Here is a 26,195-nt window from a genome sequence, read left to right as displayed (position 1 = left end):
ACCGGCCCGTCCGCACGCCTCAGCGGTCGCAGGCCGCCGCGGACGCGGGCAGCGGCGGCGGCACGCCGACGGTGGGCAGCCCGAGCGACACCCCACCGGTACGCGGCGCGCGCCCCGCCTCGGCCGCGTCACCGGCCCGGGTACGCCGGTGGGCCAGCGGCTCCCCGTCGGCGTTCAGGTGGTGCGGGGCGGCGTAGCTGACCGTGGTGTGCACGATGTCGCCGGGCCGGATCTTCCCCGCGTACGAGCCGGCGGCGAAGTGCACCAGCCGGCCGTCCCGGGCCCGGCCGGAGAGCCGTCCGGTGCGCTCGTCCTTGCGCCCCTCGCCGACCGCTACCAGCACCTCGACCGGGGTGCCGACGAGCTTGCGGTTCTCCGCCCAGGTGATCTCCTCGACCGCTGCGATCAGCCGGTCGTAGCGGTCCTGGACCACCTGCTTGGGCAGCTGGTCGGGCATGGTGGCGGCCGGGGTGCCGGGGCGTTTCGAGTACTGGAAGGTGAACGCCGAGGAGAACCGCGCCTCCCGGACCACCTCCAGGGTGCGGGCGAAGTCGGCCTCGGTCTCGCCGGGGAAGCCGACGATGATGTCGGTGGTGATCGCCGCGTCCGGCATCGCCGCCCGGACCTTGGAGATGATCCCGAGATAGCGCTCGGCCCGGTACGACCGGCGCATCGCCCGGAGCACGTCGTCGGAGCCGGACTGCAACGGCATGTGCAGCGAGTGGCAGACGTTCGGGGTCTCGGCCATCGCCGCGATCACGTCGTCGGTGAAGTCCTTCGGGTGCGGGCTGGTGAACCGGACCCGCTCCAGCCCCTCGATCTCGCCGGTGGCCCGGAGCAGCTTGCCGAAGGCGAGCCGGTCACCGAACTCGACGCCGTAGGAATTGACGTTCTGGCCGAGCAGGGTGACCTCGAGCACACCCTCGGCGACCAGGGCGCGTACCTCGGCCAGGATGTCGCCGGGGCGGCGGTCCTTCTCCCGGCCGCGCAGCGCCGGCACGATGCAGAAGGTGCAGGTGTTGTTGCAGCCCACCGAGATCGACACCCAGCCGGCGTAGGTCGACTCACGCCGGGTCGGCAGCGTGGAGGGGAAGACCTCCAGCGACTCCAGGATCTCCACCTCGGCGGCGGCGTTGTGCCGGGCCCGCTCCAGCAGCACCGGCAGCGCGCCGATGTTGTGGGTGCCGAAGACCACGTCCACCCAGGGCGCCCGGCGGACGATCTCGCCCCGGTCCTTCTGGGCCAGGCAGCCGCCGACCGCGATCTGCATCTCGGGGCGCTTGTCCTTGACCGGCCGGAGGTGCCCGAGGTTGCCGTAGAGCCGGTTGTCGGCGTTCTCGCGTACCGCACAGGTGTTGAAGACCACGACGTCCGGATCGTCGGAGTCGGCCGCACGCACGTAACCGGCCTGCTCCAGCAGTCCGGAGATCCGCTCGGAGTCGTGCACGTTCATCTGGCAGCCGTAGGTGCGCACCTGATAGGTACGCGGGCTGCCGAGGGCTGCGGTAGTCATGACAGTGACAGAGTATCCGCAGGACCCGGGAAGCCCGTTCCCCCGGGACGTCCACTCCCCCTCGACGGGAAGGTAGCGCCATGTGCCGGAGCATCAAGACCCTTCGCCAGCCGTACGCCGAGGTCGTCACCGAGACGGACATCGAGGCGGCGGCGTTGCAGTACGTCCGCAAGATCTCCGGGTTCCGCGCCCCGGCCGCGCACAACGCGGCGGCCTTCGACGCCGCGGTGGCCGCCGTGGCCGAGGCGACTCGGACCCTGCTCGACCAGCTCGTGGTGAAGGGCTCCGGCACCGGCCAGCCGGCGAAGGGTGGTCAGGCGGCGGGCTAGCCGCCAGGCGGTGGGTTGGCGGTCAGGCGGCGGGCTAGCCGCCAGGCGGCGGGTTGCCGGTCAGACGGCGGGCCAGCCGCCAGGCGGCGGGTTACGGTCAGGCGGCGGCGAGCGCCGGGATCACCGAGTCCGGTACCCAGCGCGACCGCTGGCAGGGCGACCAGCCCCGGCAGCGCGGGCTGAGCACCGTGCAGAGCCGCTGCTCGGAGAGGATCTCGCCGTCCTCGGTGTCCCGCACGTCGTGGTGCACGGGCCGGATGGTGCCGTCCGCCGCGACCAGCAGGTGCCGCCCGGCGTCCAGGGTGTCGTCCGGCAGCAGGCAGGCCCGGCCGAGCCGGCGGGCGAACGCCGCGACGGCGCCCACCTCCGGCAGCCCGGCCGGCACCCCGTAGCAGTCGACGGAGGTCGGGAAGTCACCGGGACGGTGCCAGACGTCGACCAACAGCGCGCCGGCCGGTACCCGGGCCGGGTCGACCCCGCCGAGCGGCAGCACCGGTACGTCGAGTGCGTCGGCAAGCGCGAGGCGGATCTCCGAGGCGGCGACCCGCCCCTCCGTCCTCCAGTTCCACAGCTCGATCATTGCCGCCTCCTCGCCGTAATCGTTCGTGGCTGGATGCCGGGTCTTGGTCGGGCATCCCCCGTCGGGCCGGACACCCTGGTTTCTGGGTGTAACGGCCTCACCCACGATGGTGCCGGCCACACCGGATCGAGAGCGGCTAAGTTACCGGTCTGTGACCATATCCGCCGAAATAGACGACCCTTGACTACCTATTGTAGTAGGAGGGAGAGCTCGTTCCGGCGCAGCTCGCCGGACACGCTCACCCAGCGTGGTCTCTTCGGGTCAGCGGGGTCGGGCACCGGACAGTTCGGGCACGGATATAGTCCGACCTGGAGGCGGGCAGGCGCCTGGTGGTCCTCACGGTCTTCAACACCGATGCGACCGAGCAGCTCGGTCGGGCGGGTTCGATTCCCGTACGCCTCCGCCAGCTTTTTCCCTGCGACGGATCGGTCGCCCGGTTCCGCATGGCGTCCCACCTCAAGGAAGTGGGACGACGGCGCGCGCATCACTACTCAGAGTTGGCGGACCTTAGCGGACAGTCACGATCTTTGTCGTCGCTGTTATCGCCCCGTGATGAACTCGATTACATTCCAGCACGTCAGGTCCCCTAGAGTTGCGTAACCGATTCAGCCTGAATCCGGTGTGACAGATCATGGACGAGACAGGTGGGGGCATGACCGAGCGGAGCGACGCGGGCGAAGTGGCCGGTGCGACGACGACCGACCGACCGCTCATCAGGCTTGACGGGGTCAACAAGTGGTTCGGCCCACTGCACGTGCTGCAGGACGTCGACCTGTCGGTGGCCCGTGGCGAAGTCGTCGTGGTGATCGGCCCCTCCGGCTCCGGCAAGTCGACGCTCTGCCGGGCGATCAACCGGCTGGAGCCGATCAACTCCGGCACCATCACCTTCGACGGCCAGCCGCTGCCGGCCGAGGGCAAGGCCCTGGCCCGGCTGCGCAGCGAGGTCGGCATGGTCTTCCAGTCGTTCAACCTCTTCGCGCACAAGACGATCCTCGAGAACGTCACCCTCGGCCCGACCAAGGTCCGCAAGGAGAAGGCCGCCTCAGCCCGGGACCGGGCGATGAAGCTGCTGGAGCGGGTCGGGATCGCGAACCAGGCCGAGAAATATCCGGCACAGCTCTCCGGTGGACAGCAACAGCGGGCGGCGATCGCCCGCGCCCTGGCCATGCAGCCCAAGGCGTTGCTCTTCGACGAGCCCACCAGCGCCCTCGACCCGGAGATGGTCGGCGAGGTGCTGGACGTGATGACCTCGCTGGCCCGAGACGGCATGACGATGGTGGTGGTGACCCACGAGATGGGCTTCGCCCGACACGCCGCCAACCGGGTCATCTTCATGGCCGACGGCCAGCTCGTCGAGGACGCCGCACCGGACGAGTTCTTCGCCAACCCTCGTAGCGAGCGGGCCAAGGACTTCCTGTCCAAAATCCTCACCCACTAGGTATCCACAGTGGAGCGGACCGTCCCCTCGGGTCTGGCCGCTCCGTCGAAGAAGGAGAGAGCAATGCGCATCACGCGAGTGGCGGCGGTGGCCGCGGTCGCGGCACTGGCCTTCACCGTGGCCGCCTGCGGCGGTGACGATGGAGACGGCGCGGGCACTGGTGCCGGCAGCAAGACCTTCGAGGCCGGCACGACCATGGAGCGGCTGAACAAGGCCCAGAAGATCATCATCGGTACCAAGTTCGACCAGCCGGGCTTCGGCCTCAAGGGCCTGGACAACAAGCCGGCCGGCTTCGACGTCGAGATCGGCAAGATCATCGCCGGTGAGCTGGGCATTGCCGAGGACAAGATCGAATACATCGAGACCCCGTCTGCGGTCCGGGAAGAGGTCCTGGAGCAGGGCAAGGCCGACATCGTGGTGGCGACCTACACCATCAACGACAAGCGCAAGGAGCGGATCGACTTCGCCGGTCCGTACTACGTCGCCGGGCAGCACATCATGGTCCGCTCCGACGACAGCTCCATCACCAGCCCGGACGCGTTCAAGGCCGGCGACAAGAAGGTCTGCTCGGTGCAGGGTTCGACCCCGGCCGACAACATCAAGAAGTACCTGGCCAACCCGGCCAGCCCCGGCGCCCAGCTGGTGCTCTTCGACGGCTACCAGAAGTGCGTCGACGCGCTGACCAACAAGCAGGTCGACGCCGTCACCACCGACAACGTCATCCTGCTCGGCTACGTGGCCAAGAGCGAGGGCAAGTTCAAGCTCGCCGGCGAGAAGTTCACCGAGGAGCCGTACGGGATCGGCGTCAAGAAGGGCGACACCGCGTTCCGCGAGTTCATCAACGCCACCCTGGAGAAGATCTACACCGACGGCCGGTACGCGAAGGCCTGGCAGGACACCGCGGGCAAGTTCGACCCGACCGTCCCGCAGGGTCCGGCGGTCAACCGGTACTGAGTAGCTCAGGTATCGACCACCCGCGAGAGGTAGGAGCTGGAAGGTGACCATGAGAGAGGCGTGCCCGTGAGTGTGCTCGTCGACCACTTCGACGTCTTCGTTGGAGGGTTCTGGCTCACCTTCCAGCTCTGTATCCTGTCCGCGATCGGGGCGCTGGTGCTCGGCACCCTGGTCGCGGTCATGCGGATCTCCCCGGTGCCGCCACTGCGCTGGATCGGCACGGCGTACGTGACGGTGTTCCGGAACAGCCCGCTGACCATTGTGATGTTCTTCGCGGCCTTCGGGTTGCCGGCGCTCGGCTCGAACGCCGACTTCCTGCGCATCCCCGGGCTGTCCAGCATCTTCTCCCGGCTCGGCATCGACCTGCCGTACTTCCGGTTCGCCGTCATCGCGCTCTCGGTCTACACCGCCGCCTTCGTCTGCGAGGCGATCCGCAGCGGCATCAACGCCGTACCGCCGGGGCAGGCCGAGGCGGCCCGGGCGATCGGGCTCACCTTCGGGCAGAACCTGCGGTACGTGGTGCTGCCGCAGGCCTGGAAGTCCGCGGTCGTACCGCTCGGCTCGGTGATCATCGCAATGATCAAGAACTCCGCGCTCGCCGGCTTCTTCGGAGTCGTCGGCGACCTCTCCAACTCGGCGCAGAACCTGACCAGCGCGCTCGGCGAGCCGATCATCCCGGTCTTCATCGGAGTCTCCATGGGGTTCCTGGTGATGACCGTGCCGCTGGGCATCCTCCTCGACCGGATCGAACGGCGCCGGGCGGTGGCGGCCCGGTGAACGCACTGGAGAGTCGGATGCCGGGCGACGTGAACGAGGAGGTGCCGGCATGAGCGAGCGCAGCGAGCAAATCGTCGGACTCAGCGCCAATGTGCCTCATGGCGGCACGGAACGAAGCGGAGTGCAGGCATGAGCAACCAGCAGACGGTGCTCTACGACGCCCCGGGGCCACGGGCCCGCCGGATCACCCTGATCGTGAGCCTGTTCGCGGTCGTCGGCATCGCCGCCCTCGGATATTTCCTCATCTACCTGCCGCTCGACGAGAACGGCCAGTTCACGATGGAGAAGTGGGGTCCACTGGTCGACCCCGACAACGAGGTGTTCCCGCTGGTCTGGGCGCGGCTGCGGGACGGCTTCATCGCCACCCTCACCGCCGCCGGACTGGCGATCGTCAGCTCGCTCGTCTTCGGCACGGCGCTCGCCGTGCTCCGGCTGCAGCTCAAGACGCTGAAGCAGCGGCGGTTCGTGGGGCTGCCCGGCCCGGCCGCCTGGACGCTGCGCGGACTCGGCTGGGTGCTCAACGCGGTCACCCGGTTCTGCGTGGAGATCTTCCGCGGCCTGCCGGTCGTGATCACCATCTTCTTCGTCGCCAGCGCCCTGCCCGACCTCGGCGTCGACCTCGGCGACATCCTCTGGTACCTGGTCATCGGCCTCACCATCTACAACGGCGTGGTCATCGCCGAGATCCTCCGCTCCGGCATGGAGGGCCTGCCCGGCGGCCAGCGGGAGGCGGCGCACGCGATCGGGCTCAGTTCCTTCCAGACCACCCGGATGATCCTGCTGCCCCAGGCGTTCCGGATCATGCTGCCGGCCCTGATCAGCCAGCTCATCGTGGTGCTCAAGGACACCTCGCTCGGCTTCATCATCAGCTACGAGGAAGTGCTCCGGGTCAGCCGGGTCATCATCGACAACCTGGAGAACCCGATCCAGGTGTACACCGTGGTCGGCGCCATCTACATCCTGATCAACTACCTGCTGTCGAAGCTCGCCGAGTACGTGCAGCGCCGGATGGCCCGGGCCCGCAAGACCCGTGGCCTGCCGACCCAGGCCGCGCCGCCGTCGATCATGCCGCAGGCCGGTCCCGGCGGAGCCAGCGTGGGTGTCGGGGCCGGCGCGGGCAGCGCGTAGCTACCAGCCCGCCAGTTCCGCCGCTGCTTCGAGGGCGGAGCCCGACGGACACGAGAACGCCGGCCGCGACCGTAAAGGTGGCGGCCGGCGTTTCCGTCTCTCCATGCCACACCATCCGCCGATGCCAGAACCCTGTCCGCGCCGCCACCACACCCGCCGGGCCGAAGGCCACCGGCGCCGTGTCAGGTCCTGTCGGTGGGTGCACCGCCGGGGCAGCTCGACAGTCTCCCTTTCCGTCCGGTGCTACCGGCGCCAGGACCCGTAGCGTGCGCCCCGATGTGTGGTTGCGGCGGGACGGGCGTCACCGGGCTCGGCGTGGGCGTCAGCGGGCGATCTCGGTGACCCTGGACTCGCGTACCACGGTCACCCGGATCTGACCCGGATAGGTCAGCTCCTCCTCGATCTGCTTCGCCACGTCCCGGGCCAGCACCGCCGCGCCGATCTCGTCGACGTCGTCCGGCTTGACCATCACCCGGATCTCCCGGCCCGCCTGCATCGCGAAGACCTTCTCCACGCCCGACTTGCCGGCGGCGATCTCCTCGATCCGCTCCAGCCGCTTGACGTACGCCTCCAGGCTCTCCCGGCGCGCGCCCGGCCGGCCGCCGGAGCAGGCGTCGGACGCCTGGGTCAGCACCGCCTCGATGGTCTGCGGCGGCACCTCGTTGTGGTGCGCCTCGATCGCGTGCACCACCTCCTCGGACTCGCCGTACTTGCGGGCCAGGTCGGCGCCGATCAGCGCGTGGCTGCCCTCCACCTCGTGGGTGAGCGCCTTGCCGATGTCGTGCAGGAACGCGGACCGCTTGATCAGCGGCACGTCCAGCCGCAGTTCGGCGGCCATGATCCCGGCGATGTGCGCCGTCTCGACCAGGTGCTTGAGCACGTTCTGCCCGTACGACGTCCGGTAGCGCAGCCGACCCAGCAGGCTGACCATCTCCGGGTGGATCTCGGTGATGCCCACCTCGACCAGAGCGTCCTCGGCGGCCCGCTGGCAGAGCCGCTCCACCTCGTGCTTGGCGGTCTCGAAGACCTCCTCGATGCGGTGCGGGTGGATCCGGCCGTCGAGTACCAGCTTCTCCAGGGTCAACCGACCGATCTCCCGACGTACCGGGTCGAAGCAGGAGAGCAGCACCGCCTCCGGCGTGTCGTCGATGATCAGGTTGACCCCGGTGACCGACTCGAAGGCCCGGATGTTGCGCCCCTCGCGGCCGATGATCCGGCCCTTCATCTCGTCTCCGGGCAGGTGCAGCACGCTGACCACGCTCTCCGCGGTCTGCTCACTGGCCACCCGCTGGATGGCGTCGACCACGATGTGCCGGGCCCGCTGCTCGGCGGTGTTCCGGGCGTCGGCCTCGATGTCCCGGACCAGGATCGCCGCCTCCCGCTTCGCCTGGCCCTCGATCGCCTCCACCAGCTCGGCCCGGGCCGCGTCGGCGGTCAGCCCGGCGATCCGCTCCAGCTCCCGCTTCCGCAGCTCCTCCGCCTCGACCAGCGCCGCCTCCCGGGCAACCAGCGCCGCCTTCCGGGCCGCGAGCTCGGCGGCCGTGGCGGTCAGCCGGCGCTCCCGTTCGGCGAGCCGCTCCACCTCCTCGGTGTGCAGCCGCTCCCGCTCGTCCATCCGCTGGGCTCGCCGTTCCACCTCGGCCGCCTGTTCGCGGGTGGTGGAGGCGAGCAGCGAGATCTCTCGCTCGCCGCTTCGCCGGGCCGCCGCGCGTACCTGCTCGGCGTCCGCCTCGGCCTGCCGGTGCGCCCGGTCCAGTACGGTGTCGGCCTCGGCCCGGGCGGCGTCCAGGACCCGCTGCGCCTCGGCCCGGGCGGCGCTCGCCTCGGCCTTCGCGGCGGCGGCGTCGGCCCGGGCCGCCGCAGCGGCCGACTTGGCCGTATCAACGCTCGACGACGCCTCGTCGGCGGCGGTACGCAGCGCCGCCAGCGACTGCTCCTGCCGGTCCTTCTCGGCGACGAAGGCGGGATCGTCCGGCGGCGGCGTGGCGGCCACGGCCCCGATCCGGCGCAGCGCCCGGGCGCCCAGGCTGATCGCGACGAGCACCAGCGCGGCCAGCCCGACGATGGCGGCCAGCAGGACCCATTCGAGGCCGCTCATGCCGGCACTCCGCTGCGCTGCGTGCCGGCATGAGGCACATCCGCACTGAACTGGCTGATTCGCTCGCGTCGCTCGCTCATGCCGGAGCCCCGGCGTGACTGAACCCGCTACCGATCCTGGCCCGCTCGGTCATGGCCGCCTCCCCTGTGCCGTCAAGCGCCGGAGGTGCCACGCCCGTGGGTGAGGCGTGCCCTACGGCTGTCGCGACGCCCGACCGAGGCGGCTGGCCGAGGGTACGGCCACCGGGCAGTGCCCCCCGGGGACACCGCCGACGACCGGGTGCTGATGGTGCTGCGGTTACCGGACCGGCCCGTCCGGTAACCGAATATCTGGCCGATGAACTGGCCTGAAGTGATGCCGTACTGTTACGCGATCTATGTTGTGCGCTTAGCCTGCGATGGTCGGGAAAACTCGTCTAAGGCGAGGCTAGGTCGCGATGGGGCATTCGGTCAAGAAACTCATGATCCGGCCAGGTGCCTGACCTAGGGCGACGACACGCTCACGGCAAGCTGATATCAGGGTGGGCATAAGGGGGCGAGTCCGGAATCCGACTTCCGCTCCGGCCCCGGCGAGACCGGTCCAGTGACCGGAACGGAAGCGCTCCCAGGCCGGCAGCGCGGGGCGTCCTCGCCCCAGGAGGCCGGTCCCGGCTGGCCCGCCGCGCCGAGCGCGCTATAGAGCGTCGCGGTCGGGTTCCGTGCCGGCTTCGGCCAGGGCGTCCGCGTCGATCTGGTCGGCGAACTCGGCCGCCTCGGCGTCCCGCTCGGCCAGCGCGTCCTTGACCGCCCGGATCGCCACCCCGGGCGGATAGCCCTTCCGGGCCAACATCCCGACCAGCCGCCGGAAGACCGCCTCAGGAGAACCGGTGGTGGTACGGAGTTTGCGATCGACCAGTTGCCGGGCGGTCTCGGCCTCGGTCGTCTCGTCCAGCTCGCCGAGCGCCTCGGTCGCGATGTCGGCGTCCACGCCGCGCTGGCGCAGTTCGTTGGCGAGCACGCGGCGGGCCAGCCCCCGACCCTGGTGACGGCTGCTCACCCAGGCCCGGGCGAAGGCGGCGTCGTCGATGATGCCGACCTCGTCGTAGCGGTCGAGGACCTGGGCGGCCACCTCTTCGGAGATGCCTTGCCGGGCCAGCGCGGTGGCCAGCTCGGCCCGGGTGCGTGGACGCACGGCGAGCTGGCGCAGGCAGATCTCCCGGGCCCGCTCCGCCTCGTCACGCGGAGCGCTCGGCGTCGGTGACTCGTCCGGTGGTGCGTCGTTGTCCGGTCCCACCGCCCTGGTCGGCCACCGCCCGGACGGGGTGGCCGAGCCCCCTGACCGGCGCGAGCGGCCGGTGCCACTGCCGCCCGTACGGGCCGACGGGGCGGCGTCCCACCCCCGGCCCGTACGGGCACCACGTCGTCCTGCCACGTCGATGTGGACTCAGTCGAGGCGTCAGAAGTCCACCGGCGGCAGCTCCGGCCCGCCGGCCGCGTCCGTCCCGGCCGCCACCCCGACACCGAGCTTTTCGAGGATCTTCTTCTCGATCTCGGCCGCCACGTCCGGGTTCTCCCGGAGGAACTCCCGGGCCTTCTCCTTGCCCTGGCCGAGCTGGTCGCCGTCGTAGGTGTACCAGGCGCCGGACTTGCGGATGATCGACTGCTCCACGCCGACGTCGATCAGCGAGCCCTCCCGGGAGATGCCCTTGCCGTACATGATGTCGAACTCGGCCTGCTTGAACGGCGCCGCGACCTTGTTCTTCACCACCTTGACCCTGGTCCGGTTGCCGACCACGTCGGTGCCGTCCTTGAGGCTCTCGATCCGCCGCACGTCGAGCCGGACCGAGGCGTAGAACTTCAGCGCCCGACCACCGGTGGTGGTCTCGGGCGACCCGAACATGACGCCGATCTTTTCCCGGAGCTGGTTGATGAAGATCGCGGTGGTGCCGGTGTGGCTGAGCACACCGGTGATCTTCCGCAAAGCCTGGCTCATCAGCCGCGCCTGGAGGCCGACGTGGCTGTCGCCCATCTCGCCCTCGATCTCGGCGCGCGGCACCAGCGCGGCGACCGAGTCGATCACGATGATGTCCAGCGCGCCGGACCGGATCAGCATGTCGGCGATCTCCAGCGCCTGCTCACCGGTGTCGGGCTGGGAGACCAGCATCGCGTCGGTGTCGACGCCCAGCGCCTTCGCGTATTCCGGGTCGAGGGCGTGCTCGGCGTCGATGAACGCGGCGATGCCGCCGGCCTTCTGCGCGTTGGCCACCGCGTGCAGCGCGACGGTGGTGTTGTGCGAGAGCACACCGTTGGCCAGGAAGCTGTGCGTCTGCGGGAGCATCACGTCGAAGGTCGGCTGGAGGCCGCCGTCCGCTACCGCCACGACCTCTTCGTAGGTGTAGTCAGTAGTGGCCAGCCGACCGAGGTGCATCATGATCGCCTGCCCGGACAGCGACAGCGTGTCCCAACGCTGCTCACCCCACTCAATGATCTTCGAAAGCCGGGTACGCGAGCAGGCCAGCCCCATGTCGGACCGGAAGAGATCACCGGCCACCCGGTCGAAGTCCCGGTCGCCCCCACAGTCGTCACGGAGATCCTGGATCAATCCGCGCAGATGCGGGATGTTCTCGAACTGGGCGTCCCGAGGACTGAGCCGGAAACACTGCTCGACCTGAGCACGCCGACGCGCAGAGCGGAATCCGACCTCGTTCAGGAAGCGATGCGCGACCGACGGATTGACCGTCACCGTCCAGTAGTCCCGCTCGTACGTCGTGTTCCACTTCGCGGAGACGGTCGCCGGAATTCCGAGCCCGTACAGCATCAACTGCACCTCACGGGCCAACTGCTCGGAGGCGGTGCCAAGCCCGATGGTGGAACTCTTGTCGATCCACCCATCGCCCTCGAACAGCGCCGACAGGAAGGCCCGCTGCATCTTGTGACCAGCGGTACGGACCCGGTATGGCACCGTCTTGCCGTGTGCGGTCACATAGTCGAGGCCATATTCTTCGGCGAAGCGCCGACGCAACTCGCCACCGGACGCCACGAACTCCTTGTTGTCGTAGTTGCGCACCTCGACATCGAAGAGCTGCTCCATGAGCCGGGAGAACTCAGCGCTCACCTCCGGATCCCAGTTGGTGAACCGAATGCTGTGCTGGTAGCTCAGCGAACCCTCCGCCACGAGGTAGCCGAGCAACACGGCCTCGTCCTCGGAGAGCCCGTCGCCACCGGCGGCCTCGACCGCCCCGAAGGTAGCGGAAACCAGGAAGTCGCCCGGCCGGATGTCTCCGGTCGTCCGCCACGCGATAAAGCCTCGCTCGGTCATCACCCGCAGCGGGTGGTTCTTCGTCGCGGTGACCGTCCGACCGGAGCGCAGCGTCAGCTTCACGACCGGCTTGCGGTTGTTGTGGGTGAGCGCCGCGACCGGCTCCAGGTCACCCTGCTCGTTGACCATCCGTACGCCGAGAGCGCCGATGTCGGTGACCCGGCTCGTACAACTCGCCGGCTGGCCGCACCGCTGGAAAAGCTCCGCCACGGTTTCCAGTCCACGGTCGGTCCACAGGTAGGTGTCTGCGGTCAGGCACTTACCGCTGCTCTCCGGGCCGTAGATCTCGACAACCCGGCCGCGCGGCAGACCGCCCACGCCGAGCGCCACGTCGAGCGCGATGGAGCTGGTCGGGATCACGGCGGTCTGGATGACCGGCCGCTCCCCCAGCCGCATCACCGAGCCCTTGCCGAACTGCTTGTCGATCTGAGCGAGAGCAAGGTCGAGTGCCTTCTCCCGGTCAGGTCCTGCCGCCATGGTTGCCACCCCTGCCTTCGCCGGCATCTTCGCTGAGCTTTTCGTCACGCGCACACGCTAGGCGCTCGGTCCGACAGAAAACAGCCGGCTGGCCGCGACCTGTGGACGGGCACCCCGCTGTGGACAATAGCCGAACAGGTGTACGACTCGGCACACGACACGCCAAACTACCGTAAGTGCCTAGTCGATCACTTTGAGACGCGTGTCGATCGAGGAGTCAGCGTAGCCGAGCCGGCACCCGGTCGGGGTACGCCGCGCAGACCGCCCGCCACACCACCACGGTCTCCTCGCCGGCCTCCAGTGCCTGCCGGATGGTCCGGCCCCCCAACTGCGGCAACACCTGGTCGGCGGCGATGCTGCCGGCGTACGCCGGGCCGAACGTCTGCTCCAACCGCGCCCAGAAGTCTGTCAGCCGCACCGAACTAGTCCCCTTCCGCTCCGGGCACCCCCGCCCGGTCTCAGGCCCCGACCCGCACCCGCGGCGGCGCCGCCCGCAACGCTAGCGCCAGCAGCGGGACCACGGCGACCGCCGCCAGCAGGTTGAGCACGGGATAGCCGGCAACCTGGATGACAAACCCGCTCAGCGCCCCGGCGAGCGCCCCGGCCAACCCCATGGTCAGGTCGGAGAGTCCCTGCACCGCCGGGCGTACCTCGACCGGCACCGACTCCGACAGCAGGGTGGAGCCGGCCACCATGGTGCCGGACCAGCCGAGGCCGAGCAGGGTGAGGCCGATCGAGATCCGTACGGTGTCGTGCCCGGCGGTCCCGGCGACCGCGCAGGCGGCGAGCAGCAGGCCGAGCCCGCCGAGGATCACGGCCCGCCGGCCGAGCCGGTCGGTGAGCCAGCCGACCACCGGGGCGAGCGCGAACATCCCGGCGATGTGCAGGCTGAGCACGAGACCGACCACCCGCAGCAGGTGGGCGTCGGAGTGCCACTCGCCGAGGCGTACCGGGGTCATCACCATCACCCCGACCATCACCAGGTGCCCCATCGCGACGGCGGAGATGCCGAGCCGGGCGGCCGGCAGGTCGCGGACCACCCGGAAGGCGGCGCGCAGGCCGTCGTCCCGGCGGGCCGGAACGCCGGTGCCGGGTGCGTCGGTGGCCGGTGCGCCGTCGGCACCGGCGGTCGCGAGCCGCCGCGCGGTCAGCAGCGGGTCGGGCCGAAGGAACACCAGGAGTACCCCGGCGGCCAGCACGAAGGCGAGCACGCTGAAGACGAACGGGCCGGCCAGCGGGGGTACCCCGGTCCAGGCCAGCACCCGGTCGGCCGGCGCCGCGAGGTTCGGGGCCGTCACCGCACCGATGGTGGTGGCCCAGACGGCGATCGACAGGTGCCGGCCCCGGCGGGCCGGCTCGGCCAGGTCCACGGCGGCGTACCGGGCCTGGAGCCCGGCGGTCGTCCCACCGCCGAACAGGAGCGCGCCGAGGAAGAGCAGCGGTACCCAGTCGGCGACCGCCGCCACGACGATCAGGGCCCCGCCCACCGCGCCGACCAGGTACGCGACGGCCAACCCCGGCCGCCGGCCACCGGTCCGCATGATCCGGCTCACCGGTACGGCGAGCAGCGCGCCGCCGACCACCGAGGCGCTCTGCACCAGACCGGAGATCGCGGTGCCGCCGAGCCGGGCGCCGAGCAGTACGCCGACGGACATCCCGATGGTCATCCCGGTGCCGCCGATGATCTGGGTGAGGCAGAGCAGCAGCAACGTGCGCCGCTGGACCCGGGCGACGTCGAGCGGCGCCGCCCCGACGGGTCGGCCGTCGACTCCGGTGGTCAGTTCCGCCGTCATGCCAGCCGCTCCCGTCCCCGTTCGGACCCGCCGCCGGGGCGGGAGGCACAGATCGCCCTCCGCAAGGAGCGGTGGGCGAGGGCCATCCTTACCTGCGGATCGAAGCACGGCCGCCGGGCACGTTCAACCCCGATTCGCCGGCGGCGTAGCGCGGACCGACGGCCCGTCACAGCCCCAGGTCGCGTCCGATGATCTCCTTCATGATCTCGGTGGTGCCGCCGTAGATGGTCTGCACCCGGCCGTCCAGCCAGGCCCGGGCGACCGGGTACTCCAGCATGTAGCCGTAGCCGCCGTGCAGCTGGACGCAGCGGTCGGCGACCCGGTTCTGCAACTCGGTGGTCCACCACTTGACCTTCGCGGCGTCCACCGCGGACAGCCGGCCCGCGTTGAACTCGGCGACGCAGTGGTTCAGGAAGGTACGGGCGATGGTGACCTCGGTGTCCAGCTCGGCGAGGAGGAAGCGGTTGTGTTGGAACGCCCCGATCGGCTGGCCGAACGCCTCCCGGGACCGGGCGTGTTCGAGGGTGACCGCGAGCAGCCGCTCGGCGGCGGCGACCGCGGCGACCGCGATGCCGAGCCGCTCCCGGGGGAGGTTCGCCATCAGGTGGTAGAAGCCCTTGTTCTCCGTACCGAGCAGGTTCGCCGCCGGCACCCGGCACTCGTCGAAGAAGAGTTCGGCGGTGTCGTTGGCCTTCAGCCCGACCTTGGCCAGCCGGCGTCCCCGGCTGAACCCGGGCGTGCCGCGCTCGACCACCAGCAGGCTCACCCCGTGCGCGCCCCGCTCCGGCGCGGTCTTCGCCACCACCACGACCAGGTCGGCCAGTTCGCCGTTGGTGATGAAGGTCTTCTGTCCGGTCAGGACGTAGTCGTCGCCGTCCCGGGTGGCGGTGGTGCGGATCCCGGCCAGGTCGGAGCCGGCGCCCGGCTCGCTCATCGCGATCGCGGTGACGATGTCGCCGGAGCAGAAGCCGGGCAGCCAGCGCGCCCGCTGGTCGCCGGTGGCCAGCTCGCTCAGGTACGGCGCGACCACGTCGTTGTGCAGCCCGAACCCGAGCCCGGAACAGCCGCTGGCGACGACCTCCTCGACGAGTACGGCGTTGAACCGGAAGTCGCGCTGGCCGCCGCCGCCGTACTCCTCCGGGATGTCCATGCCGAGCAGTCCGGCGGCACCGGCCCGGCACCACACCTCCCGGTCCACGATGCCGTCGGCCTCCCACCGGTCGTGGTACGGCACCGCCTCGCGGGCCAGGAACGCCCGGCACAGCTCGCGGAACTCGTCGTGCACGGGCTCGTAGAGGTGCTGCTCCATACCGGTCAGTCTGCCCCGGCGACCGGGGCGGGCACATCCCCGGCCGGCGCTGGGATCTCGGCGAGTCGCTGGTGCCGGTGTGCCGCCATCCGGACCGGCGCGTTGGCGTCACCGAAGCCGTCGTAGCCGGCCCGGCGTTGCAACACCTCGAAGAAGATCCGGCCGCCGTAGACCGGGGTGTAGAGGTGCAGCAGCTCGCCGCCGTGCGGGTCGCGGTCGTAGAGGATGCCGTACCGGCGGAGCCGCCGCGCCGTACCCTCGTCGAGGCCGAACCGGGCGACCAGGTCGGCGTAGTAGTTGTCGGAGATCCGCAACGTGGCGGCGCCGAGCCGGTCGAGGGCGGCGGCGGTGCCGAAGATGTCGTCGGTGCCGAAGGCGACATGCTGCGGGTCGGCCACGGACGGCGCCCAGTCACCGCGCCGGAGCACCGCGACGGTGAGGGCGAGCCGGACCGCACGCCCCGGGTCGGTGAAGCCACGGGACCGCATCAGCCCGAACGGTGCGGCGTACTCCTCGGTGCCGAGCCGGGTGAGCCCGAGCACCGAGCGGTAGAAGAGGCCCGCCTCGTCGAAGTGGTCGAAGGGCTGGGTCAGCCCGAGGTGGTCGGTGGCGACGAGTCCGGCGCCGCCGGCGACCACATTGCCGGTCGGCAGGAAGTCGGCCCGCCAGCCGTCGTCGGGTTCGGCGAGGAAGACCGAGGTGCCGTCCGGGGCGGCGACCGCCGCCAGCTCCGCCTCGGCCGGGCCCCGGCGCCGGGGCAGTACCGGCGCGTGCAGCGCCGCGGCCCGATCGACGCCGCGGCGCGGATCCGTGGTGGTCAGCGCGAACGCGCTGATCGCGGCGGTGCCGGACGCCTGTGGGCGGGTCACCGCGCTGTTCAGCACCACCCGGCATCCACCCTGTTCCCAGAGCTGGACCGGCTTGGAGCGGTGCTGCCCGGTGTGGGTGAAGCCGAGCCCCCGGAGCACGTCCTGGAGGACCGGGCCGGATCGGCCGTCGACGGCGAACTCGGTGAAGGCGTGCCCGGTCAGCCCGGGCGCGGTCGGTAGCCGCCGGGGCTGCCGGTCCGACCGCCCGATCGGGTGCAGGCCGTCCTCCAGGTAGACCAGGGAGCGCATCGCGTCGACGGCGGTACGGGCCGGATCGGACTGCCGGAAGACGTCGTTGAAGACCTCCAGGGAGAGCGGTCCGGCGTACCCCGCGGAGAGCACGAGCCGGACGAAGCCCGCCAGGTCGAAGGCGCCCTGCCCGGGGAAGAGCCGGTGGTGCCGGCTCCACTGCAACACGTCCATCCGCAGGTGCGGCGCGTCGGCCAGTTGCAGGAAGAAGATCTTGCCCGGGGTGATCTCGGCGATGCCGGCCGGGTCGACCTCCCGGGACAGCACGTGGAACGAGTCCAGGCAGACGCCGAGCGCCGGATGGTCCGCCCGGTCGACGATCCGCCAGGCGTGGTCCCAGGTGGAGACGTGCCGCCCCCAGGCCAGGGCCTCGTAGGCGACCCGGATCCCCCGGGCGGCGGCCCGGTCGGCCAGCAGCCCGAGCTGCTCGGCGGCGAGCGCGTCGTCGTCGACCGCTGCCGGTGCCACCGACGAGCAGACCAGCAGGGTGTCGGTGCCGAGCTCGGCCATCACGTCGAACTTGCGCTCGGCCCGGGCCAGGTTGGCGCGCAGCAGGTCGGCCGGCACCGCCTCGAAGTCCCGGAACGGCTGGTAAAGCTCGATGGTGAGCCCCAGGTCGGCACAGCGGGCGCGTACCTCTGCCGGTGACCACGCCGAGACCACCAGGTCGTTCTCGAAGAGTTCGATGCCGTCGAACCCGGCCGCCGCGGCTGCGGCGATCTTGTCTTCGAGGGTGCCGGAGAGGCAGACGGTCGCCACGGCCCGGCGCAGGGTACGGCCGGTGTCGCGCGGGGTCGGGGCGGAACGGTGGCGGCTGGTCATGGCGCACCTCCCGGGGTCTGGATCGGCGGCGACTCTCTCTCCGGGACAGCGCGGTCAGCGCCGGCGGAGGTAGCCGGTGACCATTTCGGCGAGCATCGTCCGGTAGTGCTGGCGGCTGGTGGCGGCGAGGAGGTCCCGGTCGAACAGCGCGGCGAAGGTGTGCCGGTTGGCGACCCGGAAGAAACAGAAGGCACTGATCATCATGTGTACGTCGAGGGCGTCCACGTCGGAGCGGAACGTCCCGGCCCGCTGCCCGCGCTCCAGTACGCCCCGCAGCAGGTCCACCGCGGAGCTGTTCAGGTCGACCAGCCGGGCGACCTGGGTCATGTGCTCGGCCTGCTGGGCGTTCTCCACCCCGACCAGCTTGATGAACGCCGGATGTGCCTCGTGGTGGTCGAAGGTGACCTCGGCGAGGCGCCGGATCGCCGCCACCGGCTCCAGGTGGTCGACGTCCACGCTCCGTTCGGCGGCCCGGATCTCGCCGTACGCGCGCTCCAGGACGGCGAGGTAGAGCTGCTCCTTGCCGCCGAAGTAGTAGTAGATCATTCGTTTGGTGGTACGGGTCCGGGCCGCGATCTCGTCGACCCGGGCGCCGCTGTAGCCCCGGTTGGCGAACTCGTCGGTGGCGACGTCGATGATGTCGGCCCGGGTGCGTTCCGCGTCCCGCCGCCGCTCGACGGCCGGGGTCGCACCCCGATCGGGCCCCGCCTCGGCGGCCGGTGCCGCCCGCAGAGTCATCGCCTCGTCCCTCCGGATGTCCGCCATCGGACCAGTGTGCCGTGCCCCCGGTGCGCCCTTGACAGGCCCGACACCGAGGCGGATAACTAACGTACCAGTTCGTACATTAGCTGACGCCGGACCCCGGCCGACGGCACCCCGCCGGTCCGGACCGCGCCGGACCAGGACGGGAGCACCATGCGGACCTGCCGCTACGGGTTGATCGGAGCGGGCATCGGCGCGTCGCTGTCGCCGGCACTGCACGAGGCCGAGGGCCGGCACCAGGGCCTCGACCTGTCGTACTCGCTGCTCGACGTCGACCGGCCGGAGACCCCGGCCGAACTGCGCAGGTTGCTGGACGACGCCGAGGCGGCCGGGTTCGCCGGGCTGAACATCACCCATCCGTTCAAGCAACAGGTGATCGAGCTGCTCGACCGGCTCGCCCCACCGGCCGACGACATCGGCGCGGTCAACACGGTCGTCTTCCGGGGCGGGCGCCGGATCGGTTACAACACCGACGCCTACGGGTTCACCGAGTCGTTCCGGCACGGGCTGCCCGGCGCCGCCACCGGCCGGGTCGTGCAGCTCGGGGCCGGCGGTGCGGGCGCCGCCTGCGCGTACGCCCAGCTCGAGGCCGGCGTCGGGCACCTCACCGTGGTCGACCCCGACCCGGACCGGCGCGGCCTGCTCGCCGAGACCCTGAGCCTGCGGTTCGACACCGAGCGGATCGCGGTGGCCGGCCCGGCGGAGCTGCCGGCCGCCGTCGGCGCCGCCGACGGGCTCGTCAACACCAGTCCGGTCGGCATGCGGGCGCATCCGGGCGTACCGCTGCCGGTCGAGCTGCTGCACCCCGGACTGTGGGTGCTGGACGTCATCTACATGCCGGTGGAGACCGAACTGCTCGCCGCCGCCCGGGCGGCCGGCCTGCGGGCGGTGGGCGGCACCGGCATGTGCGTCTTCCAGGCCGCCGCCGCGTTCGAGCTGTTCACCGGCCGGACCCCGGACACCGGCCGGATGCTGCGCCACCTCGACCTGCTGCTCGCCGGGCGAGCCCGGCACGCCGCCTGAGCCGATGCCGCGCGGTCACCTCCGCACGGCGCCTCCGCACCACCGGCCGTCCGACCGGGACGGTCCACACCCACACCCCCACCCCCACACCCCCGGAGTATCCGATGAGCCGACCGGCGACCACCCCCGACAGCGCCGCACCCCCTGACGACCCCGTCACCCGAGAGCTGCCCGTACCGATGCCCCTGCGCCGGATGGTCGGCCCCGGCGTGGTGGCGGTCGGCATCGGGATGGCCGCCGGGGAACTCATCCTCTGGCCGTACCTCACCGCGCTCGGCGGGCTCGGCCTGCTCTGGCTGGCGATCGCCACCCTCGCCGTCCAGTTCGTCATCAACATGGAGATCGAGCGTTACACCCTGGCCAGCGGCCAGACGGTCGTCGCCGGGTTCTCCCGCTGGTGGAAGGGCTGGGGCATTCTCATCTGCCTCGCCGGAGCCTTCCAGTACGTCTGGCCCGGCTGGGCCACCAGCGGCTCCGCCGTCTTCACCTATCTGGTCGGCGGCGGCGACGCGGTCTGGATCACCGTGGGTGTGCTCGTCGCCATCGGCGTACTGCTCTCGGTCTCCAAGGTGGTCTACCGGACCGTCGAGCGGGTCGAGATGGTCAAGGTCGCCCTCACGCTCTTCTTCCTGGCCGTGGTGGTGGTCTTCGTGATCTCGCTGAGCACCTGGGGCGAGGGCGCGAAGGAGACGGTCGTCGGCTTCGGACAGATCCCGGCCGGGATCACCTTCACCATGCTGCTCAGCGCGATCGGCGCCGCCGGGGCCGGCGGGGTGCACAACCTGGTGCTGAGCAACTGGATCCGCGACAAGCGGTACGGGATGGGCGCGCACGTACCCCGGCTCATCTCGCCGATCACCGGCCGGGAGGAGGCTTCCGGCTCGGACCGGTACTCCTTCCCGCAGGACGAGAGGAATCTGGCCCGCTGGGCGATCTGGTGGAAGCGGGCCAACATCGAGCACTTCTTCACCTTCGCGCTGGTCTGCTTCGTGACCATCACGATCATGTGCCTACTCGCCTACCAGACCCTCTTCGGCCGGGACGACCTGAAGAACGACCCGTCGTTCCTGCGGATCGAGGGCGAGGTACTGGCGGCCGAGGTCGGCACCTGGGTCAAGCTGCTGTTCTTCGCGATCGCCGTGGTCTCGCTCTGGGCCGCCGCGATGGGGCTGCTGGACGTGATCGGCCGGGTGGCCAGCGACTTCCTCCGGCGCAACTACCTCACCACCTCCACCCGGTGGACCGAGGCCCGGCTCTATCTCGCGGTGGTCTGGGCCGAGATCGTGCTCGGCTCGATCATCCTGCTCGCCGGCTTCAGCCAACCGCTCGGCCTGCTGATCATCTCCACCTGCGCGGCCTCGGTGGTCACCCTGCTCTACTCGATCCTGCTGGTCCGCCTCAACATCCGTGACCTGCCGGCGGCCGTCCGGCTGCGCGGCTGGCGGCTCGGCGGCATGCTGGCGGCGATCGGCTTCTACGGCTTCTTCGCCGTCGCGATGGTGGTCACCCAATTGCAGCGGCTCTGACGCCGCCGGTGGTGCCGGCCCTGCCCGGGTCGGCACCACCGGTCGCCCAGGCTCAGCCCAGCGCTCCAGCCACCACTTTCAGGTCGGCGACCAGGCCGGCGTACGCGGCGTCCCGGTCGTCGGCGCGGAGCACCGCGGAGGGGTGGATGGTGGCGACCAGCCGGGTCGGCGCGACCGACTCGCGTTCCCCGGTCGGCCCGACCGGCACCTTGGCGAAGTCCTGCGGCCGCTGCGCCGACTCGGGCCAGGGCAGCAGTACGCCCCGGGACTGGGTGACCCGGAACGAGGGGCCGAGCAGCGCCTTGGCCGCCGTCGCGCCGAGTACCACCACGACCTCGGGGTGCAGCCGGGCGAACTCGGCGACCAGCCAGGGCCGGCAGGCGACGATGTGCACCCGGTCCGGGGTCTTGTGCAGCCGGCGCTTGCCGCGCATCTCGAACCGGAAGTGCTTGACCGCGTTGGTGATGTAGAGCTGCGCCGGGTCGATGCCGGCCTCGTCCACGGCACGCCGCAGCAGGTGCCCGGCCGGCCCGACGAACGGCAGCCCCTTCTGGTCCTCCATGTCGCCGGGCTGCTCTCCGACGAAGACGACCCGAGCGTGCTCGTCGCCCCGGCCGAAGACAGTCTGGGTGGCGTCCCGGTACAGCTCGCAGCCCCGGCAGCCGCCGGCCGCGTCGCGCAGCTCGGCCAGGCTGTCGGCGCCGGGTGGGATGAACTCCTGCGCTCCGGGAGCGGTCTCCGTCTCAGGCATAGCGCATGTTCTACCCCGTACCCCCCGGATCACGCACTCAGGGTGGCCGGCGTGGCGGGCGCGGCGGCCCGGGCCACCGCGTCGGCCAGCGGCGCGATGTCGGCCTCGGCGAGCGGGCTGACCGTGATCCGGATTCCCGGCCCGCTGGCCAACCGGAACAGTGCGCCGGGGGCCACCACGTAGCCGGCGTCGCGGAGCACCGCGACCGCCCGGGTCTCGTCGGGCACCGGCAACCAGACGTTGATCCCGGTACGGCCGTGTCCGGCCAGCCCGCGCTCGGCGAGTGCGCCGCGCAGCGCGGCGACCCGCTCGGCGTAGCTCGCCCGGGCCAGTGCGATCCGCTCGGTGACCGCCGGATCCCGCCACAGCGCGAGGGTGAGCCGTTGCAGCAGGGTGGAGACCCAGCCGGAGCAGACCCGCAGCCGGCCGGCCACCCGGGCCACGGTCACCTCGTCCCCGGCGAGCACGGCCAGCCGCAGATCCGGCCCGTACGGCTTGCTGGCCGAGCGGACGAAGGCCCAGTTCCGGGTGGCGCCGGCCAGGCTGTGCAGCGGCTCGACGGCGAGCTCGGCGGCGTGGTCGTCCTCGACCAGCAGGACGTCGGGGCGGTCGGCCAGCACCGCCCGCAGCGCCACCGCCCGGTCGGCGGTCACCACCGCCCCGGTCGGGTTCTGTGCCCGGCTGGTCACCAGCACCGCCCGGGCACCGGCGGCCAGCGCGGCGCGCAGCCCGGCCGGGGTGGGCCCGGCGTCGTCGACCGGCATCGGCACCGCGCGCAGCCCGAGCGTGGCGACCAGGTCGATGGTGTTGGCCCAGCCGGGATCCTCGATCGCGACCGCGTCGCCCGGGCTCAGGTTGCTGACCAGTAGCCGTTCGATGCCGTCCGACGCGCCGCCGGTCACCGTCACCGCCTCGGCCGGCACCCCGTCGGCGGTCAGCCGCTCCCGGGCCGCCTCGACGAGTTCCGGGAGGACGCCGCCGCCCCGGTAGTTGACCGAGGCACCGGCGGTCTCGGCCAGCGCGGCCAGGTGCGGGCCGATCGGCGGGAGCAGCCCGGGGTCGGGCTCGCCGACCGAGAGGTCGAGCGCACCGGGCGGCGCGGGCAGCCGCAGTGCGGCCCGGCGGCCGGTGACCGGTGGCTTCGGGCGGACCCGGGTGCCGTTGCGGCCGGCGGTCTCCACCACCCCGCGTTGCCGCAGTCCCTGGTACGCCTTGGCGACCGTCGCCGGGCTGACCCCGAGCCGCTGCGCCAGGGCCCGGACGGCGGGCAGCGCGGCACCGGCCGGCAACTCCCCGGTCCGGACGCCCGCCTCCACACTGGCCGATATCTCGGCTGCCGTCGTACCGGCGACCTGATAATGTGCTGTCACAGTTTGAAGATTGTACTATCACAAAAGGGCGGACGCGAGATGGCCGAGCAGACCCCGACGCAGACGCATCCGGACGGCGCACCGGAGACCTACCCGCAGACCCGGCGGAGCACCGCCACCCGCGACCGGTCGAAGATGACCTACCAGCGCTCCGCCGCGCACGACCTGCTCGACGAGGCGTACCACTGCCACCTCGGGTTCACCGTGGACGGTGAGCCCCGGATCCTGCCCACCCTGCACGTCCGGATCGGCGAGACGCTCTATCTGCACGGCTCGACCGGCAGCCGGCCGCTGCTGGCCGCCCGGTCCGGCGCCGGGCTGCCGGTCTGCGTCGCGGTGACCCAGTTGGACGGGCTGGTCTACGCCCGGTCCCAGTTCCACCACAGCGCCAACTACCGCTCGCTGGTCGCGCACGGCACCGCGCATCTGGTCGCCGACGAGACGGAGCGGCGGAGGGTGCTGGCCGCGCTGGTCGAGAAGGTCGGCCAGGGCCGCAGCGCCGACAGCCGGCCGCCGAGTCGCCGGGAGCTGGCCGAGACCGCCCTGCTGGCCCTGCCGTTGCGCGAGGTCTCGGTCCGCACCCGCACCGGAGGCGTACGCGAGGAGCCCGCCGACCACGGCCTGCCGCACTGGGCCGGAGTGCTGCCGCTGCGTACCGTCGCCGGGCGGCCCGAGCCGGACGCCGGGGTGACCGCCGCGCTGCCGGCGTACCTGCGGGCCGACCGCTCCCCCTGGCACACCCCGGCGCCGATGGCCGGCGCGCACGTCCGGCTCGCCCCGCTGGCCGAGTCGCACGTCGACGCCCTGTACGCGGCGACCCGCGACCCGGAGGTCTGGCCCCATCTGAGCGCGGCGCAGCCGCAGGACCCGGCCGGGATGGCCGAGATCGTCCGCACCGCGCTCGACGCGCACTGGCGGGGCGAGCGGGTGCCGTGGGCACAGCTCGACGCCGTCACCGGCGCGGTGGTTGGCACCACCTCCTACTACGAGATCGATCCCAGGCACCGGTCGGTGGCGATCGGACACACCTGGCTGGGCCGGCGCTGGTGGCGTACCGGGGTGAACACCGAGGCGAAGCTGCTGCTGTTGACGAGGGCCTTCGAGGAGTTGGGCGCGGAGCGGGTGGTCTGGCACACCGACATCCGCAACGAGCGGTCGCAGCGCGCCATCGAGCGGCTCGGCGCCACCCGGGAGGCGGTGCTCCGGCGGCACCGGCGGCGGCCGGACGGCTCGTGGCGGGACACCGTGCAGTACGCGATGCTCGCCGACGAGTGGCCGAAAGCACAGGTCAGGCTCCGGGAATTGCTTCGCCCGGGGGTCCCGGTGGGGCGATGATGACCGGCGTGCTGGGGATCACCGACATCTGGACGTACGTGCTCGGCACGGTGGCCATCATCCTGCTGCCCGGGCCGAACTCGCTCTACGTGCTCACCACCGCCGCGAAGACCGGGGTACGCGCCGGCTACCGGGCCGCCGCCGGGGTCTTCCTCGGCGACGCGGTGCTGATGGTGCTCTCCGCCGCCGGGGTGGCCTCGGTGCTCAAGGCGTACCCGCCGATCTTCATGGTGATCAAGTACGCCGGCGCGGCTTACCTCGGCTATGTCGGGCTGATGATGCTGCGCGGGGCGTGGCGGCGCTGGCGTACCCGGAACGACCCGGCGGTGGCGCCGCTGGTCGACACCCGGCCGGCGGCGGCCGACCGGCCGTTCCGGCGGGCGGCGGTGATCAGCCTGCTGAACCCGAAGGCGATCCTCTTCTTCATCTCCTTCTTCATCCAGTTCGTCGACCCGGCCTATCCCTACCCGGCGCTGTCGTTCCTGCTGCTCGGCGCGATCGCCCAGGTCACCAGCGCGCTCTACCTGACCGTGCTGATCTTCACCGGCGCCTTCCTGGCCGCGCAGTTCCGCCGCCGCCAGCGGCTGGCCGCCGGGGTGAGCACCGGAATCGGCGCGCTCTTCCTCGGCTTCGGCATCAAGCTCGCCACCGCCAGCACCGGCTGACCGCCCCGGATCCACCGGAGCCAGCCGAAACCCTCAAGTTCCGCCGCCGCCACCGCCGCCACCGCCCGCGCCACCGCCGATCCCGCCCTCACCGCCGCCGATCGGGCGCAGCCCGCGGTCCGGATCGTGGCCGGCGGCCGGTGCGGCACCACTGGGCTCCCGGCCCGGCGGCTCGCTGTCCCGGGTGTCGGTGCCGGACGGGCCGGGGTGCGACTGGTCGGGGTCGGTCGGGCGGGGCGGCGGCGACGGACGGCGTTCCGTGCGGACCTGGTAGCCGGCGGCGGTGGCCGAGTGCCGCTGTACGGCGTACCGGAGCCAACTGTCCACCACGGTGATCCAGTCGAGTTCCGCCGCGCCCCGGTGGTCCACCCGGAACCGGCTGAAGCTGACGTGTCCGGCACCGGCCAGCGCGACCCGGCGGTCCAGCGCGAAGAGCACCTCCACCCGGTACGGGTCGGTGAAGAACGAGACCTCCAGTTCGCTGAACGGGCCGCCGTACAGCGGTGCCGCCCAGTACGCGATCTTCTGGTGGAACGGCAACCTCTGGTCGATCCCCGGCAGCCGCTCGGCGAGCAGTCCGACCTGCCGCAACTCGAAGCCCAGCTCGCTCAGGGCGGCGAGCACGCCGGCCTGGGCGGGGAGCGGGTGCACGTACACCGGGCGCAGGTCGCCCCGGTCGAGCAGCGCGCTGACCGCGACCTCGGCCCGCAGCCCCATCCGCAGGTTGAGCAGGCAGTGCCCGTTGACCACCGTCACCGGCGTCTCCCACGGCACCGGCACGCCGAAGTCGAGGACCCGGCGCTCCTCCGGAGCCAGCGCGAACGCCCCGGCGGCGGCCACCCGGTGGAACTCCACCGGCTGGTACTCCAGCTCGCCGCCGGCCGGCTCGACCCGGGTGACCAGCCCGAGGGTCACCCGGTCGACCGTCACCGGCGACCGGCCGGCGGTGAGGGTGACCCGGCCGGGCAGCGACAGCCCGGGCCGGGTACTCGGATTGGTCAGCACGGTCCGCACGGTCAGACCCGAACCCGGCAGGAGTCCCCCGAAGCCCACCGTCGTCCCCTCCCGTCTGCGCCCGGCCGGGCCCCACCCGACCGCTCCGCCGCACCGCCCCCACCCCGGAGCGAGCC

General features: G+C 71.6%; 22 protein-coding genes, 1 tRNA gene and 1 pseudogene. 10 read left to right on the top strand and 14 right to left on the bottom strand.

Annotation, left to right across the window (positions count from 1 at the left end):
* Positions 1-19: 19 nt before the first annotated feature.
* Complete coding sequence (gene miaB, locus AAH979_RS02260; protein ID WP_346256063.1) at positions 20-1,513, bottom strand: tRNA (N6-isopentenyl adenosine(37)-C2)-methylthiotransferase MiaB; 1,494 nt, start codon at positions 1,511-1,513, stop codon at positions 20-22.
* An 80-nt stretch (positions 1,514-1,593) separates the two neighbouring features.
* Between miaB and AAH979_RS02255 the strand changes: the two genes are divergently transcribed.
* The gene (locus AAH979_RS02255) at positions 1,594-1,842 is read left to right on the top strand and encodes a DUF2277 family protein (protein ID WP_318395198.1); all 249 of its coding nucleotides are present in this window, start codon (positions 1,594-1,596) and stop codon (positions 1,840-1,842) included.
* A gap of 97 nt (positions 1,843-1,939) precedes the next feature.
* Here AAH979_RS02255 and AAH979_RS02250 read toward each other — a convergent pair whose 3' ends face one another.
* Positions 1,940-2,422: a hypothetical protein gene (locus tag AAH979_RS02250; RefSeq protein WP_346256062.1), complete on the bottom strand. Its 483-nt coding sequence runs from the start codon at positions 2,420-2,422 to the stop codon at positions 1,940-1,942.
* A 310-nt stretch (positions 2,423-2,732) separates the two neighbouring features.
* Between AAH979_RS02250 and AAH979_RS02245 the strand changes: the two genes are divergently transcribed.
* From AAH979_RS02245 to AAH979_RS02225, 5 genes are all read left to right on the top strand, one after another.
* Positions 2,733-2,828 (top strand) — tRNA-Sec (locus AAH979_RS02245).
* A 246-nt stretch (positions 2,829-3,074) separates the two neighbouring features.
* Positions 3,075-3,860, top strand: coding sequence for an amino acid ABC transporter ATP-binding protein (locus AAH979_RS02240; protein WP_346256061.1), 786 nt, complete (start codon positions 3,075-3,077; stop codon positions 3,858-3,860).
* A 63-nt stretch (positions 3,861-3,923) separates the two neighbouring features.
* Positions 3,924-4,814 carry a glutamate ABC transporter substrate-binding protein gene (locus AAH979_RS02235; RefSeq protein ID WP_346256060.1) on the top strand — a complete coding sequence of 297 codons (891 nt, stop codon included), beginning with the start codon at positions 3,924-3,926 and terminating at the stop codon, positions 4,812-4,814.
* Between the two features lie 66 nt (positions 4,815-4,880).
* Entirely contained in the window at positions 4,881-5,591 is a 711-nt protein-coding gene (locus AAH979_RS02230) for an amino acid ABC transporter permease (protein WP_346256059.1), read from the top strand.
* 129 nt (positions 5,592-5,720) lie between these two features.
* Positions 5,721-6,719 carry an amino acid ABC transporter permease gene (locus tag AAH979_RS02225; RefSeq protein WP_346256058.1) on the top strand — a complete coding sequence of 333 codons (999 nt, stop codon included), beginning with the start codon at positions 5,721-5,723 and terminating at the stop codon, positions 6,717-6,719.
* 322 nt (positions 6,720-7,041) lie between these two features.
* Here the strand turns inward: AAH979_RS02225 and rny are convergent, their stop codons facing one another.
* From rny to AAH979_RS02180, 9 genes and pseudogenes are all read right to left on the bottom strand, one after another.
* Entirely contained in the window at positions 7,042-8,817 is a 1,776-nt protein-coding gene (gene rny, locus AAH979_RS02220; RefSeq protein ID WP_346256057.1) for a ribonuclease Y, read from the bottom strand.
* Between the two features lie 672 nt (positions 8,818-9,489).
* Entirely contained in the window at positions 9,490-10,227 is a 738-nt protein-coding gene (locus AAH979_RS02215; RefSeq protein ID WP_346256056.1) for a regulatory protein RecX, read from the bottom strand.
* 24 nt (positions 10,228-10,251) lie between these two features.
* Complete coding sequence (recA, locus tag AAH979_RS02210) at positions 10,252-12,369, bottom strand: recombinase RecA (RefSeq protein WP_346256308.1); 2,118 nt, start codon at positions 12,367-12,369, stop codon at positions 10,252-10,254.
* A gap of 3 nt (positions 12,370-12,372) precedes the next feature.
* Positions 12,373-12,591, bottom strand: a pseudogene (locus tag AAH979_RS02205) (hypothetical protein); the annotation flags it as partial.
* A 217-nt stretch (positions 12,592-12,808) separates the two neighbouring features.
* Entirely contained in the window at positions 12,809-13,009 is a 201-nt protein-coding gene (locus AAH979_RS02200) for a DUF3046 domain-containing protein (protein WP_107258591.1), read from the bottom strand.
* Positions 13,010-13,049: 40 nt separating this feature from the next.
* A complete protein-coding gene (locus AAH979_RS02195) occupies positions 13,050-14,384 on the bottom strand; it encodes an MFS transporter (RefSeq protein ID WP_346256055.1) in 1,335 nt (444 codons plus the stop codon).
* Between the two features lie 166 nt (positions 14,385-14,550).
* Positions 14,551-15,693: an acyl-CoA dehydrogenase family protein gene (locus tag AAH979_RS02190; protein ID WP_346256054.1), complete on the bottom strand. Its 1,143-nt coding sequence runs from the start codon at positions 15,691-15,693 to the stop codon at positions 14,551-14,553.
* Between the two features lie 5 nt (positions 15,694-15,698).
* Positions 15,699-17,633: a TIM barrel protein gene (locus AAH979_RS02185; RefSeq protein ID WP_346256053.1), complete on the bottom strand. Its 1,935-nt coding sequence runs from the start codon at positions 17,631-17,633 to the stop codon at positions 15,699-15,701.
* Positions 17,634-17,687: 54 nt separating this feature from the next.
* On the bottom strand, positions 17,688-18,398 hold the full coding sequence (locus tag AAH979_RS02180) for a TetR/AcrR family transcriptional regulator (protein WP_346256052.1): 711 nt from the start codon (positions 18,396-18,398) through the stop codon (positions 17,688-17,690).
* Between the two features lie 150 nt (positions 18,399-18,548).
* Here AAH979_RS02180 and AAH979_RS02175 point away from each other — a divergent pair, with 150 nt between their 5' ends.
* Together AAH979_RS02175 and AAH979_RS02170 are read left to right on the top strand one after the other, a co-directional pair.
* Complete coding sequence (locus tag AAH979_RS02175; protein WP_346256051.1) at positions 18,549-19,418, top strand: shikimate dehydrogenase; 870 nt, start codon at positions 18,549-18,551, stop codon at positions 19,416-19,418.
* 104 nt (positions 19,419-19,522) lie between these two features.
* Positions 19,523-20,944, top strand: a complete 1,422-nt coding sequence (locus tag AAH979_RS02170; protein ID WP_346256050.1) for an Nramp family divalent metal transporter — start codon at positions 19,523-19,525, stop codon at positions 20,942-20,944.
* A 52-nt stretch (positions 20,945-20,996) separates the two neighbouring features.
* Here AAH979_RS02170 and AAH979_RS02165 read toward each other — a convergent pair whose 3' ends face one another.
* Together AAH979_RS02165 and AAH979_RS02160 are read right to left on the bottom strand one after the other, a co-directional pair.
* On the bottom strand, positions 20,997-21,695 hold the full coding sequence (locus AAH979_RS02165; RefSeq protein WP_346256049.1) for a UdgX family uracil-DNA binding protein: 699 nt from the start codon (positions 21,693-21,695) through the stop codon (positions 20,997-20,999).
* A 29-nt stretch (positions 21,696-21,724) separates the two neighbouring features.
* Positions 21,725-23,065 (bottom strand): aminotransferase class I/II-fold pyridoxal phosphate-dependent enzyme, encoded by a 1,341-nt coding sequence (locus tag AAH979_RS02160; RefSeq protein WP_346256048.1) that lies wholly within the window; start codon positions 23,063-23,065, stop codon positions 21,725-21,727.
* 39 nt (positions 23,066-23,104) lie between these two features.
* On the opposite strand from AAH979_RS02160, the gene AAH979_RS02155 reads away from it, so the two are divergent.
* Together AAH979_RS02155 and leuE are read left to right on the top strand one after the other, a co-directional pair.
* Positions 23,105-24,400, top strand: coding sequence for a bifunctional pyridoxamine 5'-phosphate oxidase family protein/GNAT family N-acetyltransferase (locus tag AAH979_RS02155; RefSeq protein WP_346256047.1), 1,296 nt, complete (start codon positions 23,105-23,107; stop codon positions 24,398-24,400).
* Positions 24,397-25,065 (top strand): leucine efflux protein LeuE, encoded by a 669-nt coding sequence (gene leuE, locus AAH979_RS02150; RefSeq protein WP_346256046.1) that lies wholly within the window; start codon positions 24,397-24,399, stop codon positions 25,063-25,065. The genes AAH979_RS02155 and leuE overlap by 4 nt, the downstream gene beginning before the upstream one ends.
* Before the next feature lie 33 nt (positions 25,066-25,098).
* Here the strand turns inward: leuE and AAH979_RS02145 are convergent, their stop codons facing one another.
* Positions 25,099-26,079: a sporulation protein gene (locus tag AAH979_RS02145; protein ID WP_346256045.1), complete on the bottom strand. Its 981-nt coding sequence runs from the start codon at positions 26,077-26,079 to the stop codon at positions 25,099-25,101.
* Positions 26,080-26,195: the final 116 nt, after the last annotated feature.

It is taken from the genome of Plantactinospora sp. ZYX-F-223 (assembly GCF_039649625.1).
Classification (GTDB): Bacteria; Actinomycetota; Actinomycetes; order Mycobacteriales; family Micromonosporaceae; genus Plantactinospora.
The sequence above is the reverse complement of the archived record's forward strand: the minus strand, read 5'-3'. Positions and strand labels throughout refer to the sequence as shown.